Annotated in this window: 14 protein-coding genes; 1 reads left to right on the forward strand and 13 read right to left on the reverse strand. The window is 58.1% G+C overall.

Translation table 11 applies throughout. From position 1 onward, the window contains the following. Nucleotides 1-22 precede the first annotated feature (22 nt). On the forward strand, nt 23-577 hold the full coding sequence (locus tag BM193_RS17740) for a hypothetical protein (protein ID WP_092798913.1): 555 nt from the start codon (nt 23-25) through the stop codon (nt 575-577). A 103-nt stretch (nt 578-680) separates the two neighbouring features. On the opposite strand, the gene BM193_RS17745 is transcribed toward BM193_RS17740, so the two are convergent. The 13 genes from BM193_RS17745 to mnmG all read right to left on the reverse strand — a co-directional run bounded on the left by BM193_RS17745 (nt 681) and on the right by mnmG (nt 12,634). Continuing rightward, a complete protein-coding gene (locus BM193_RS17745) occupies nt 681-1,100 on the reverse strand; it encodes a F0F1 ATP synthase subunit epsilon (RefSeq protein WP_058050961.1) in 420 nt (139 codons plus the stop codon). A 62-nt stretch (nt 1,101-1,162) separates the two neighbouring features. After that, the gene (gene atpD, locus BM193_RS17750) at nt 1,163-2,563 is read right to left on the reverse strand and encodes a F0F1 ATP synthase subunit beta (RefSeq protein WP_034752705.1); all 1,401 of its coding nucleotides are present in this window, start codon (nt 2,561-2,563) and stop codon (nt 1,163-1,165) included. A gap of 29 nt (nt 2,564-2,592) precedes the next feature. Further along, entirely contained in the window at nt 2,593-3,468 is an 876-nt protein-coding gene (atpG, locus tag BM193_RS17755) for a F0F1 ATP synthase subunit gamma (RefSeq protein ID WP_071325905.1), read from the reverse strand. A 63-nt stretch (nt 3,469-3,531) separates the two neighbouring features. Then, complete coding sequence (gene atpA / locus BM193_RS17760; protein WP_077398373.1) at nt 3,532-5,073, reverse strand: F0F1 ATP synthase subunit alpha; 1,542 nt, start codon at nt 5,071-5,073, stop codon at nt 3,532-3,534. 78 nt (nt 5,074-5,151) lie between these two features. Beyond that, complete coding sequence (locus tag BM193_RS17765) at nt 5,152-5,697, reverse strand: F0F1 ATP synthase subunit delta (protein ID WP_034752699.1); 546 nt, start codon at nt 5,695-5,697, stop codon at nt 5,152-5,154. Between the two features lie 2 nt (nt 5,698-5,699). Next, on the reverse strand, nt 5,700-6,170 hold the full coding sequence (locus BM193_RS17770; RefSeq protein WP_071325906.1) for a F0F1 ATP synthase subunit B: 471 nt from the start codon (nt 6,168-6,170) through the stop codon (nt 5,700-5,702). A 43-nt stretch (nt 6,171-6,213) separates the two neighbouring features. Further along, a complete protein-coding gene (gene atpE / locus BM193_RS17775; protein ID WP_034752695.1) occupies nt 6,214-6,492 on the reverse strand; it encodes a F0F1 ATP synthase subunit C in 279 nt (92 codons plus the stop codon). A 59-nt stretch (nt 6,493-6,551) separates the two neighbouring features. Further along, nucleotides 6,552-7,361 (reverse strand): F0F1 ATP synthase subunit A, encoded by an 810-nt coding sequence (atpB, locus tag BM193_RS17780; RefSeq protein ID WP_071325907.1) that lies wholly within the window; start codon nt 7,359-7,361, stop codon nt 6,552-6,554. Nucleotides 7,362-7,412: 51 nt separating this feature from the next. Continuing rightward, nucleotides 7,413-7,781, reverse strand: coding sequence for an ATP synthase subunit I (locus BM193_RS17785; RefSeq protein ID WP_092798915.1), 369 nt, complete (start codon nt 7,779-7,781; stop codon nt 7,413-7,415). Between the two features lie 294 nt (nt 7,782-8,075). Next, nucleotides 8,076-8,960 carry a ParB/RepB/Spo0J family partition protein gene (locus BM193_RS17790; protein WP_092798917.1) on the reverse strand — a complete coding sequence of 295 codons (885 nt, stop codon included), beginning with the start codon at nt 8,958-8,960 and terminating at the stop codon, nt 8,076-8,078. 144 nt (nt 8,961-9,104) lie between these two features. Continuing rightward, nucleotides 9,105-9,875, reverse strand: a complete 771-nt coding sequence (locus BM193_RS17795) for a ParA family protein (protein ID WP_034752687.1) — start codon at nt 9,873-9,875, stop codon at nt 9,105-9,107. Nucleotides 9,876-10,028: 153 nt separating this feature from the next. Beyond that, nucleotides 10,029-10,688 (reverse strand): 16S rRNA (guanine(527)-N(7))-methyltransferase RsmG, encoded by a 660-nt coding sequence (gene rsmG / locus BM193_RS17800; protein ID WP_092798919.1) that lies wholly within the window; start codon nt 10,686-10,688, stop codon nt 10,029-10,031. Beyond that, on the reverse strand, nt 10,685-12,634 hold the full coding sequence (mnmG, locus tag BM193_RS17805) for a tRNA uridine-5-carboxymethylaminomethyl(34) synthesis enzyme MnmG (RefSeq protein WP_092798921.1): 1,950 nt from the start codon (nt 12,632-12,634) through the stop codon (nt 10,685-10,687). Before mnmG ends, rsmG begins: the two co-directional genes overlap by 4 nt. Between the last annotated feature and the right edge of the window lie 112 nt (nt 12,635-12,746).

The raw sequence follows: 12,746 nt of genomic DNA on the forward strand, positions 1-12,746 counted from the left end.
TCCTACTCCTACCGTGACTCCCATGCGCCGTTCCGCCCTGCTTGCCCTGCCCCTGCTGCTGCTGGTTTCCGCCTGCGATGACTACACGGCGCCCAGCCTGTACCAGGCCACCACGCCCGAATGCAAGACGTGGATGGAAGGCTCGCGTTTCGAGCTGCCGCGCGGGATCAGCGTGTATGCCACGCCGCCCGTCACCCTGAAGGATGGCGGCACGGAACTGGCGCTGATTTTCACTCTTCCCGTCGGCACGCAAGCCAGCTTTACGCGCCTGTCCTTCCTGCTGGAAGAACCGCACAAGGAGCCGTTCGCCGAAGCCAAGGTGCTGACCATCTACCAGCGCGGCATGAGCCAGAAGGCGGAAATGGTCGACGTCATCGAAACGCTGCCCATCATGTTTGCCGCCGTCGGCAACAGCAAGGAAACCCAGTGGCGCCTGCGCCTGCAGCTGCCGCGCCAACTGCCGCAGCGCTTCGACCTGTCCATGCCCGACATGCTGGTCGCCGGCAAGCGCTATCCGGTGCGCACGTTTACCTACCGCTATTTCCCCGAGCGCCAGGCGTATGGCATGTGCAGCTAACGGCGATGGCGGAGCGGGAAATGGGCAAGCATAAGCGACGCTAATTTCTGCACAAAAAAAAGGCAGCCCGAAGGCTGCCTTTCTTGTGCGGCGCAGATTGAAATTAAATCTTGCGCAGCTTCTGGATCGCTGCCAGCTGCGCAATCGCGCTGGCCAGCTCGGCTTGCGCTTGCGCGTAGTCGATGCCCGAATCCTTGTTGTGGATATTTTCTTCCGCCAACTTCTTCGCTTCCAGCGCTTTCGCTTCATCCAGGTCGTGACCGCGGATCGCGGTATCGGCCAGGACGGTCACGGTATCCGGTTGCACTTCCAGCAGGCCGCCGGCAACGAAGACGAACTCTTCTTCAGCCTGGCCGACTACCTTGATGCGGACCGCGCCCGGACGGATGCGGGTAATCAAAGGCGTGTGGCGTGGGTAGATACCCAGCTCGCCCTGCTCACCCGGCAACGCGACGAATTCTGCTTCGCCTGAAAAAATCAGTTCTTCAGCGGAAACCACGTCAACGTGAATTGTGTGTGCCATGTGTGTCCTATCGGGTTGAAGAACCCCGCCGTGTAAGGGGCGGGGTTAGGCCCAGACTTAACTTAGTTAAGTTTCTTGGCTTTTTCGATTGCTTCTTCGATCGTGCCGACCATGTAGAACGCTTGTTCCGGCAGGTGATCGAGTTCGCCCGAAGCGATCATTTTGAAGCCCTTGATCGTGTCTTTGAGCGAAACGTATTTACCAGGCGCGCCGGTAAAGACTTCAGCGACGTGGAAAGGCTGCGACAGGAAACGCTGCATCTTACGTGCGCGGGCGACCAGCAGTTTGTCTTCCGGTGCCAGTTCGTCCATGCCCAGAATCGCGATAATGTCGCGCAATTCCTTGTAGCGTTGCAGGGTCGTTTGCACGGCACGCGCGGTGTCATAGTGCTCTTGACCAACGATCAACGGATCGAGCTGACGCGAGGTCGAATCCAGCGGGTCCACGGCTGGGTAGATACCCAGGGAAGCGATGTCACGCGACAGCGCAACGGTCGAATCCAAGTGAGCAAACGTGGTAGCAGGCGACGGATCGGTGTAATCATCGGCTGGAACGTAGACGGCCTGGATCGAGGTGATCGAGCCGGTCTTGGTCGACGTGATACGCTCTTGCAGACGGCCCATTTCTTCGGCCAGGGTCGGTTGATAACCCACGGCCGACGGCATACGGCCCAGCAGTGCCGACACTTCGGTACCGGCCAGCGTGAAGCGGTAGATGTTGTCGACGAAGAACAACACGTCCTTGCCTTCATCACGGAACGATTCAGCGATCGTCAGGCCGGTCAGCGCGACGCGCAGACGGTTACCTGGCGGTTCATTCATCTGACCGTAGACCATCGCCACTTTGGAGTTCTCTGGGTTTTCCAGATCGACCACTTTCGCGTCAGCCATCTCGTGGTAGAAGTCGTTACCTTCACGGGTACGCTCACCGACGCCGGCGAACACGGACACGCCGCTGTGCGCCTTGGCGATGTTGTTGATCAGTTCCATCATGTTCACGGTCTTGCCTACGCCAGCGCCGCCGAACAGACCGACTTTACCGCCTTTTGCAAACGGGCACACCAGGTCGATCACCTTGATGCCGGTTTCCAGCAGCTCTTGCGAAGGCGACAGTTCGTCGTAGGCAGGAGCGGTGCGGTGGATCGATGCGATCTGCTCGTGCGACACGGGGCCGCATTCGTCGATCGGGTTGCCCAGCACGTCCATGATGCGACCCAGGGTTGCCTTACCGACTGGCACCATGATTGGTTTGCCGGTATTTTGAATCATCATGCCGCGACGCAGGCCATCGGACGAGCCGAGTGCAATGGTACGGACAATGCCGTCGCCCAACTGCTGTTGTACTTCCAGGGTCAGTTCCGAGCCTGCCATCTTCAAGGCATCAAATACCTTAGGCATCGCGTTGCGGGGAAACTCAACGTCCACCACAGCGCCGATACACTGAACGATTTTGCCATCAGCCATGTTCGTTCCTTCAATATAGTTAAATTCGTTTAAACCGCAGCCGCACCGGCGACGATTTCGGAGAGTTCTTTGGTAATCGCAGCTTGGCGGGTCTTGTTGTAGATCAGCTTCAATTCGCCGATCACACTACCCGCGTTGTCGCTTGCAGCTTTCATCGCGACCATCCGTGCCGATTGCTCGGACGCCAGATTCTCCGCGACTGCCTGGTACACCAGCGCTTCTACATAGCGCTCCAGCAATTCGTCGATGATGCTTTGTGCATCCGGCTCGTAGATGTAATCCCACGAGTGTGCGCTCTTGTCGGCGACCATTTTGTCAGCCGTCAACGGCAGCAGCTGTTCGACCACTGGTTCCTGCTTCATCGTGTTGATGAATTTGGTGTAGCACAGGTACACTGCGTCGAGCTTGCCAGCCTGGAACTCTTCGAGCATGACCTTGACAGGTCCGATCAATTTATCCAGGTGCGGCGTATCACCAGTCTGAATGGCAGAGGCGACGATCTTGACGCCGATGCGATTCAAAAAACCCAAACCCTTGTTACCGATGGCAACTGCTTCAACCCGGTTGCCAGCTGCTTCCAGCTCGCGCGACTTCGACGTCACCTGGCGCAGGATGTTGGTGTTCATGCCGCCGCACAGACCCTTGTCGGTCGTGACAACGATGAAACCCACTGCCTTCGCTTGCGTACCCTGGGCAGCTGCCAGGAACGGGTGCGTGTATTCCGGATTGGCGGTCGCCAGATTGGCGGCGATATTCCGAATCTTGTCACTGTAGGGACGGGCGGCCCGCATCCGGTCTTGCGCCTTGCGCATTTTGGACGCGGCGACCATTTCCATCGCCTTGGTGATCTTCTTCGTATTCTCTACGCTCTTGATCTTGCCTCGTATCTCTTTGCTTGATGCCATGAGTCCTTACTCCTTCTGCGCGTAGGGCGGCGCCTCACTCAAAGGTGGGCACCGCCTGGCCGCTTAATATGCGCCGGATTTCTTGAAATCAGCAATGGCCGCCGACAGAGTTGCTTCGCTGTCTTTGTCGAGTTGCTTGGTTTCTTCGATCTTGGCCAGCAGAGCAGCTTGCTTGGTCTTCATGTAAGCGTGGACACCAGCTTCGAACGACAGCACTTGCTTGACTGGCACGTCGTCCATGAAGCCTTTGTTCACCGAGAACAGCGATACGGCCATCAGCGAGATCGACAGTGGCGAGTACTGGGCTTGCTTGAGCAATTCCGTCACGCGCGCACCACGGTCCAGCTGCTTGCGGGTCGATTCATCCAGGTCCGAAGCGAACTGCGCAAACGCGGCCAGTTCACGGTACTGCGCCAAGTCGGTACGGATACCGCCGGACAGGTTTTTGATGACCTTGGTCTGGGCGGCGCCACCGACGCGCGATACGGAAATACCGGCGTTAATCGCAGGACGGATACCGGCGTTGAACAGCGAGGTTTCCAGGAAGATCTGACCGTCGGTAATCGAAATCACGTTGGTTGGCACGAATGCGGACACGTCGCCAGCTTGCGTTTCAATGATCGGCAGTGCCGTCAGGGAACCGGTCTTGCCTTTGACGGCGCCGTCGGTGAACTTCTCGACGTAGTCGGCGTTCACGCGTGCTGCGCGTTCCAGCAGGCGGCTGTGCAGGTAGAACACGTCGCCTGGGTACGCTTCGCGACCTGGTGGACGGCGCAGCAGCAGCGAGATTTGACGGTATGCAACAGCTTGTTTGGACAGATCATCGTAGACGATCAGGGCATCTTCACCGCGGTCACGGAAGTATTCGCCCATGGCGCAACCGGAGTACGGCGAGATGTATTGCATGGCGGCCGATTCCGAAGCGGAAGCGGCGACAACGATGGTGTATTCCATCGCGCCGTGCTGTTCCAGCGAGCGCACGATGTTCTTGATCGACGAGGCTTTTTGGCCAATCGCGACGTAGATACATTTCATGCCCTGGCCTTTTTGATTGATGATCGCATCAATCGCCACAGCCGACTTGCCGGTTTGACGGTCGCCGATGATCAGTTCGCGCTGGCCGCGGCCAACGGGAACCATCGCATCGATCGACTTCAGGCCGGTTTGCATCGGTTGCGACACGGATTCACGGGCGATCACGCCCGGAGCGATTTTTTCAATCGCGGCCGTCAGTTTGGTGTCGATGGCGCCTTTGCCGTCGATCGGCTGGCCCAGCGCGTTGACCACGCGGCCGAGCAGCTCAGGACCGACTGGCACTTCCAGAATGCGGCCGGTGCATTTCACCGTGTCGCCTTCGGAGATGTGCTCGTAGGCACCCAGAATCACGGAGCCGACGGAGTCGCGTTCCAGATTCATCGCCAGGCCAAACGTGTTGCCTGGGAATTCCAGCATCTCGCCTTGCATCACGTCCGACAAACCGTGGATGCGGCAGATACCGTCGGCGACGGAGATAACCGTGCCTTGATTACGCACTTCAGCGCCGCCGTCAAGACCTTGGATCCGGCTCTTGATCAACTCGCTGATTTCAGATGGGTTGAGTTGCATACTAACTCCTAAAAGTGTTTCTCTCAGCTTGCGCGAGGGGTAAGGGTCTGTCTAAGCTGGCCTGCCGAAGCGCGTGTCTTACGACACCAGTGCAGCGTGCAGTTGCTGCAGCTTGGCGCGCACCGAGGTATCGAGCACTTGGTCGCCAACAACCACGCGCACGCCGCCGAGCAGCGATGGATCCACTGTGACGGCAGGGTTGAGCTTACGACTGAATTTCTTTTCCAGCGTTGCGACCAGCTCGGCCGTTTGGCCTTCGCTCAGATCGAAAGCGCTCGTGATCTCGGCGTCAGCCGCACCTTCCAGGCCATTTTTCAAGGCATGGAATTGCGCGCCGATTTCCGGCAGCAGGCTGATGCGGCCATTTTCGATCAACATGGTGACGAAGTTTTTCACTTCCTCATTGAGCGGCGATTTCAACAACGACAGGATGGTGGCGGCGACGTCGCTTTCCGAAACTTTCGGATTGCGCGCGTACGCCTGTACCTCGGGGTGGCTACCGATCTGTGCCAGTTCGGACACCAGTTCGGACCACGCCGCGAGGTTGCTTGACTCCTTACCAGCTTGGGCTACGCGGAACAAAGCTTCCGCGTAGGGACGGGCGACGGTTGCGAGTTCTGCCATGATTACAGCTCGACAGCAAGACGCTGCAACATTTCGGCGTGAGCCGTTGGGTTTACTTCACGCTTCAAGATCTGCTCGGCACCCTTGACAGCCAGGTCAGCCACCTGAGCGCGCAATTGTTCGCGTGCTTTCGACAGTTGCTGTTCGGCGTCCGACTGGGCTTGCGCAATGATACGCGCAGCTTCAGCTTGAGCATTTTGCTTGATCTCTTCAGCAACCAGCTGCGCGCGCTTTTCAGCGTCCGCAACGCGTTGCGAAGCTTCTTCACGTGCACTGTTCAATGCCTCTTGCGCACGCTTTTCAGCGACAGCCATCGAAGCCTGACCTTGATCGGCCGCAGCCAATCCATCCGCGATTCGTTTGGCACGCTCATCCAGCGCATTGTTCAACGCTGGAAATACGAACTTCATCGAGAACCAGACCAACACCGCGAAGGTGATCATCTGGCCGATGAGCGACATATTGATGTCCATACCTTTGCTCCTAACTAAAAGTTTCTCCTAGGGTTGGAGCGAATTACTGAGCAACAGCCGTCAGAGCGGACAGGAACGGGTTAGCGAACGTGTACAGCAGAGCAACACCAACGCCGATCATCGAGATAGCATCCAGCAGACCAGCGATAACGAACAGTTTGGTTTGCAGTTGTGGCATCAGTTCTGGTTGACGTGCCGATGCTTCCAGGAATTTGCCACCCAAGATAGCGAAGCCCAGAGCGGTGCCGATTGCGGCCAGGCCGATGATGATTGCTGCTGCCAGAACGGTCATGCTTTGTACTTGTGCGATCAGAGCTTGCATAAAATTCTCCTAAATTTAAAAACGAAAGATACTAAAAAAACAAAATATAAAGTCGATGATTAATGTTTCTCAACCGCGAGGCTCAGATACACAACCGTCAACGCCATAAACACAAAAGCTTGCAAAGTTACAATCAAGATATGGAAAATTGCCCATGGACCACCCAACGCCCACTGTGCCCACCAAGGCAACAACGCGATCAAGATGAAAATCAGTTCGCCGGCATACATATTGCCGAACAGTCGCAGCGACAGGGAGATCAGTTTGGCAACCAACTCAACCATTTGCAGCAGGAAATTAACAGGTGCCAGGGCGATCGTGCCGATCAGGCCGCTCGCATGGAACGGGGCCGTAAACAGTTCCTTGATCCAGCCGCCCAGGCCCTTGGCCTTGATCGAGAAGGCGATCACGCACAGTACGACCGACAGCGACATGGCGAAGGTGTGGTTGACGTCGGCGGTCGGCACGGCGCGCAGTTTATGCACGCCAAACCAGCTCAGAATCTTCGGCAACAGGTCAACCGGCAGGAAGTCCATCGCGTTCAGCAACCAGACCCACACAAAAATTGTGATGGCCAGCGGCGCGATGACCTTGCTTTTCGCGTGGAAGGCCCCATTAATAGTGTCATTGACGATTTCCATGACCATTTCGACGAAGTTTTGCAACTTGCCAGGCACGCCGGCAGTGGCACGACGCGACGCCATGTAGAAAACACCGAGGAAAACAAAGCCCAGAATGGCCGAGATCCAGAACGTGTCCAGATTGATGGTGCCTTCCGCATTGCGCAGGTGCGCCAGATGGTGGCTGATGTATTCTGTGGCGTTGGCCGGGGCAGCATGGCCCGCTTCAATAGCGTGTTCTGTGGTCATAATGAATTTAGATTTGTCGTTTCAGAGCTCAACAGGCCCCAAAACCAATGATTAAACAGCGAGCAATGAAAACCAGTATGCTAAGGTTGCCACCGCGAAACCCAAGATCAGCCATAACCAGGCGGCCGACTGAAACAACACCAGTGCCAAGATAAAGAGCACCGCTGTGATAAATATTTTCACCACTTCTGCGCGCAAATGCGCCCGGAATGCTTTGTTGGCGTCGCTAGAACCGCGAACCACCAACAGGGCATATGCCAGGCTACCGATGACTGCGATAGCGCCGCCGTATGCGGCGGACCAGCCTTTCACACTGCCACCGAAAAACAGGGTGACCGTGGCAAAACTGATAGCGATTGCTAGCTGCAAAGCAACTACTTTGTAGACTGGTTTGGCAATATTTTGTTGTGAATCACTCAATTACCAGGTTCCCAGAAAAATCTACACACGCAAAGACACGGGATTATAGTTGGCTTTGATCTATAGAGTCAAACGTTGCTGCACCGCAGCAGGGCAATTGCTGCGTGAAACTGACGCTTTACCGACTATTCGCCGCCATTTGCACCACTATATGGCAAAGTCGCTTGCCGGGCCGCTTCCAGCCGTGTTATCAAGGAATTATGCACTGCGACCGGAAAGCATTGGCAGCCTGTCCACAGCGCCGGCCCCGGCCTTTTCCCGCAACTTCTTCCCGCATCTTTGCCAACTTGCTATTTAACCACGCAAGCGCGTCAACAATCCATCCAGGACGTCAAGATCGGCAAAATCGATCACCAGCTGGCCGCGGCCCTTATTGCCCATCTTGAACACCACCGGCGTGGCCAGGGCATCGGACAGTTCCTCTTCCAGGCGGGCGATATCGCCGGACTTTTCCTTCTGCCGCGATTCGACGGGATGGGCCGCTTCCTCGATCGTGCGGTTGACGAGCTTTTCCGTTTCGCGCACGGACAGGCGTTTGGCCACCACCTGGTTCGCCAGCGTGATCTGACTGGCCGCGTCGACGGCCAGCAGCGCGCGCGCATGCCCCATGTCGATATCGCCGGCCATCAGCATGGTCTGCACGGGGTTGGCCAGATTCATCAGGCGCAACAGATTGGAGACGGCGCTGCGCGAGCGTCCCAGCGCAGTGGCCGCTTGCTCATGCGTAAAGCTGAAGTCGGCGATCAGGCGGTGGATGCCCTGCGCCTCTTCCAGGGGATTCAAGTCTTCGCGCTGGATGTTCTCGATCAGCGCCATGGCGGCGGCGGCCAGATCGTCCACGTCGCGCACCAGCACCGGCACTTCCGTCAGGCCCGCCAGTTGCGAGGCGCGGAAACGGCGTTCGCCGGCGATGATTTCATATTTGACAAGCCCGCTCAGGGTATCGTGCCCGATCGGGCGCACCAGGATCGGCTGCATCAGCCCCTGCGCCTTGATCGAGGCGGCCAGTTCATTGAGGGCCCCCTCGTCCATGCGCGTGCGCGGCTGGTATTTGCCGGCTTGCATTTGTGACACGGGCAAGTTCGATGGTTGAGTCGTGTCCGCACTGGCGAAGTCGCCGCCGCCGCCCAGGAGGGCGTCGAGTCCGCGACCCAGTCCTTTTAATTTTTTCGTAGCCATGCTGTCCTAACTAACTAAGGGGTCAGACCCTCCGGGACTCGGCGTCCCCGTCTGACCCCAGTATTTTTCTTGGGGTTGGCAATTTTTTAGCCCAACCGCTAAAGCCGGGGCCAGACCCAAAGGGGCCGACCCCGATACTGCTGTTTACATATGCTTGATGCGTTCGACCATCTCGGCGCCGAAGGCGATATACGCCTGCGCACCTTTCGAGCTGGGGTCGAAGGTCACGCCGGGCAAGCCGTACGATGGCGCTTCGGCCAGGCGCACGTTGCGCGGGATGATGGTATTGAAGACCTTGTCGCCAAAGTGCTGTTCCAGCTGGGCCGACACCTGTTGCGATAATGTCATGCGCGGATCGAACATCACGCGCAACAGCCCAATGATCTTCAAATCCGGGTTCAGGTTGGCATGCACCTTCTTGATGGTGTTGACCAGGTCGGACAAGCCTTCCAGCGCGTAGTACTCGCACTGCATCGGGATGATCACGCCATGCGCGGCGCACAAGCCGTTCAGGGTCAGCATCGATAATGCCGGCGGGCAATCAACTAAGATGAAATCGTATTCGCCGTCCACTTCGGCCAGCGCATCCTTCAGGCGGCGCTCGCGGTTGTCCAGTTCAACCATCTCCACTTCGGCGCCGGCCAGTTCACGGTTCGACGGCAGCACATCGAACCGCCCCGCTTCCGACCGCTGGCGTGCCGTCTTGACATCGGATTCGCCCAGCATCACTTCATAGGTCGACGCCTTCAGGCCGGCCTTGTTGATGCCGGCGCCCATGGTCGCATTGCCCTGCGGGTCGAGGTCGACCAGCAGCACGCGCTGGTTCAACTTGGCCAGACCGGCGGACAGGTTGACGCTTGTTGTGGTTTTACCAACACCACCCTTTTGATTTGCTACACAAAAAATTTTGGCCATGTATCTTCTAGTTGTAAATAGGTGCAAACTTCATCGTGCGCCCCGGCATCCGGCCGAAACGATTTATACTATTTATTTCATTTATACGATATAAATCGTTTATACGGTTTATATAATTTATACCGCATAAACTGTTTATATCATTTATACCGTTTAATTTTGCGGCTCTTGAATTCTTGTTATAAAGACCAGATGACGCTCTGCATTTAGCCCTGGCACCTGGATAGGCCGCAATTCCTGCACTTTCCAGTCTGCCGGCAGTCTCTCCCGCTCGTCCGGCGGTGCCACCCCTTTCAGGGCGATGAATTGCCCGCCCTCGGCCAGCACGTGGTTCGACCAGTTGACGAAGTCGGACAGGTCGGCAAAGGCGCGCGAGGTGATGACGTCGAATTTCTGCGCCACTTCCAGCTGTTCCACCCGTTTCGTGTAGACCGTGACGTTGGCCAGACCCAGTTCCGCCTTCACCTGCGTCAGGAAAGCCGTCTTTTTATGCACCGTGTCGATCATCGACACCTTCACATCGGGCCGTGCGATGGCCAGGACCATGCCCGGCAAGCCGCCGCCGGCGCCCACGTCGAGCACGTTCTTTGCATCCGCGAAGGCGGGCACGGCGGCCAGCGAATCGAGCACATGCAGGGTCAGCATCTGCAGGGGATCGCGCACCGACGTCAGGTTGTACACGCTGTTCCATTTGGCCAGCAAGCCCAGGTAATCGAGCAGTTTTTCCGTCTGATCCGCGCTCAGATCGAGTCCCAGCGCGGCGATGCCTTCATTCAAAATGGGGGCCAATGCGGCCCGGTCAAACTGCTTCATTCAACAACCTCGTCCTTTAAAGTGGTGGTCTGTATTTCGGCTTGCCCTGCGCCAAAACCGCGCTTTTTCAAGTGCACCAGCAGCAGCGAAATCGCCGCCGGCGTCACGCCGGAAATGCGCGATGCCTGGCCCAGGGTTTCAGGGCGCTGCTTGTCGAGTTTTTGCCGCACTTCGACGGACAGCGCACCGATGTCCAGGTAATTGAAACCTGCCGGCAAGGCCAGGTTTTCATAGTGTTCGTGGCGCTCGATTTCCTTGCTCTGGCGCTCGATGTAGCCCGCGTATTTGAGCTGGATTTCCACCTGTTCGCGCACCGCAGGGTCTTCCACGCCGGGCCCGGCCAGGGCCTGGCCTTCCATGCCCGTCATGCTCATCAGGGTGTCGTACGCCACGTTCGGGCGGCGCAGCAGGTCCGCCAGCGAGTATTCGCGCTCGATGGCCTGGCCGACGATGCGTTCCGATTCGGCCGCCGCCAGGATGCGCGGATTGACCCACGTGGAACGCAGGCGCTCCAGTTCCCGCGCCACCGCTTCGCGCTTGGTCTCGAAGGCTTGCCACTGGGCGTCGCCCACGCAGCCCAGGGCGCGGCCGATTTCCGTCAGGCGCATGTCGGCATTGTCTTCGCGCAGGCTCAAGCGGTACTCGGCGCGGCTGGTGAACATGCGGTACGGTTCCTGCACGCCCTGCGTGATCAGATCGTCGACCAGCACGCCCAGATAGGCCTCGGAGCGGCCCGGTACCCAGGCGTCCTTGTCCTGCGTCAGCAGGGCCGCATTCAAGCCCGCCAGCATGCCTTGCGCGGCCGCTTCCTCGTAACCCGTGGTGCCGTTGATCTGGCCGGCGAAGAACAGGCCGGCGACGGCCTTCGTTTCCAGCGAGGCTTTCAAGCCGCGCGGGTCGAAATAATCGTATTCGATGGCATAGCCGGGACGCAGGATGTGGGCGTTTTCCATGCCCTTCATCGACTGCACCAGGGCGATCTGCACGTCGAACGGCAGGCTGGTGGAGATGCCGTTCGGATAGAACTCGTGCGTCGTCAAGCCTTCCGGCTCGAGGAAGATCTGGTGCGATTCCTTGCCCGAGAAACGGTGGATCTTGTCCTCGATCGACGGGCAATAGCGGGGACCGACGCCCTCGATCACGCCCGTGTACATGGGGCTGCGATCGAGGCCGGCGCGGATGATGTCGTGCGTCTGGCTATTGGTGTGCGTGACCCAGCACGGCACCTGGCGCGGGTGCATGGCCGTGTTGCCCATGACGGAAAACACGGGCACGGGATCGAGGTCGCCCGGCTGTTCCTGCATCACGGAAAAGTCGATCGTGCGACCGTCGATGCGCGGCGGCGTGCCCGTTTTCAACCGGCCCTGCGGCAGTTTCAACTCTTTTAGGCGGGCGGACAGCGAGATGGCCGGCGGGTCGCCGGCGCGGCCAGCCGAGTAGTTATTCAGGCCCACGTGGATCTTGCCGTCGAGGAAAGTGCCAGCCGTCAGCACCACGGCGCGCGCGAGAAACTTCAGGCCGATCTGCGTCACGGCACCGACGACCCGGTCGCCTTCGACGATCAAATCATCGACGGCTTGCTGGAACAGCCACAGATTCGGCTGGTTTTCCAGGCGCGTGCGGATGGCGGCCTTGTAGAGAATACGGTCGGCCTGGGCGCGCGTGGCGCGTACCGCCGGGCCTTTCGAGGAATTCAGGATGCGAAACTGGATGCCGGACTCGTCGGTGGCAATCGCCATCGCGCCGCCCATGGCATCGACTTCCTTGACCAGGTGGCCCTTGCCGATGCCGCCGATGGAAGGATTGCACGACATCTGGCCCAGTGTCTCAATATTATGCGTGAGCAAAAGCGTCTTCTGCCCCATGCGGGCGGAAGCGAGGGCCGCCTCGGTACCGGCGTGACCACCACCGACAACGATGACGTCGAATTCTGTAGGAAATAACATGATAAATAGGTAACAGTGCAAGTAAAAATGCGGGAAGAGAGCTCCGATTATAGAGTCTTTTTGCGAGCGCAACCTTCCGCAGGCCATTTTTTGCTTAATTTTTACTCAGCAA

The organism is Janthinobacterium sp. 344, from assembly GCF_900112025.1.
Classification (GTDB): Bacteria; Pseudomonadota; Gammaproteobacteria; order Burkholderiales; family Burkholderiaceae_D; genus Janthinobacterium.

Coding starts and splice junctions, on each gene's coding strand:
- BM193_RS17745 (WP_058050961.1), bottom strand. CDS start 1,100: ATGGCACACACAATTCACGTTGACGTGGTTTCCGCTGAAGAACTGATT.
- atpA (WP_077398373.1), bottom strand. CDS start 5,073: ATGCAACTCAACCCATCTGAAATCAGCGAGTTGATCAAGAGCCGGATC.
- atpD (WP_034752705.1), bottom strand. CDS start 2,563: ATGGCTGATGGCAAAATCGTTCAGTGTATCGGCGCTGTGGTGGACGTT.
- BM193_RS17740 (WP_092798913.1), top strand. CDS start 23: ATGCGCCGTTCCGCCCTGCTTGCCCTGCCCCTGCTGCTGCTGGTTTCC.
- BM193_RS17765 (WP_034752699.1), bottom strand. CDS start 5,697: ATGGCAGAACTCGCAACCGTCGCCCGTCCCTACGCGGAAGCTTTGTTC.
- BM193_RS17790 (WP_092798917.1), bottom strand. CDS start 8,960: ATGGCTACGAAAAAATTAAAAGGACTGGGTCGCGGACTCGACGCCCTC.
- atpE (WP_034752695.1), bottom strand. CDS start 6,492: ATGCAAGCTCTGATCGCACAAGTACAAAGCATGACCGTTCTGGCAGCA.
- BM193_RS17795 (WP_034752687.1), bottom strand. CDS start 9,875: ATGGCCAAAATTTTTTGTGTAGCAAATCAAAAGGGTGGTGTTGGTAAA.
- atpB (WP_071325907.1), bottom strand. CDS start 7,361: ATGACCACAGAACACGCTATTGAAGCGGGCCATGCTGCCCCGGCCAAC.
- rsmG (WP_092798919.1), bottom strand. CDS start 10,688: ATGAAGCAGTTTGACCGGGCCGCATTGGCCCCCATTTTGAATGAAGGC.
- BM193_RS17770 (WP_071325906.1), bottom strand. CDS start 6,170: ATGGACATCAATATGTCGCTCATCGGCCAGATGATCACCTTCGCGGTG.
- mnmG (WP_092798921.1), bottom strand. CDS start 12,634: ATGTTATTTCCTACAGAATTCGACGTCATCGTTGTCGGTGGTGGTCAC.
- atpG (WP_071325905.1), bottom strand. CDS start 3,468: ATGGCATCAAGCAAAGAGATACGAGGCAAGATCAAGAGCGTAGAGAAT.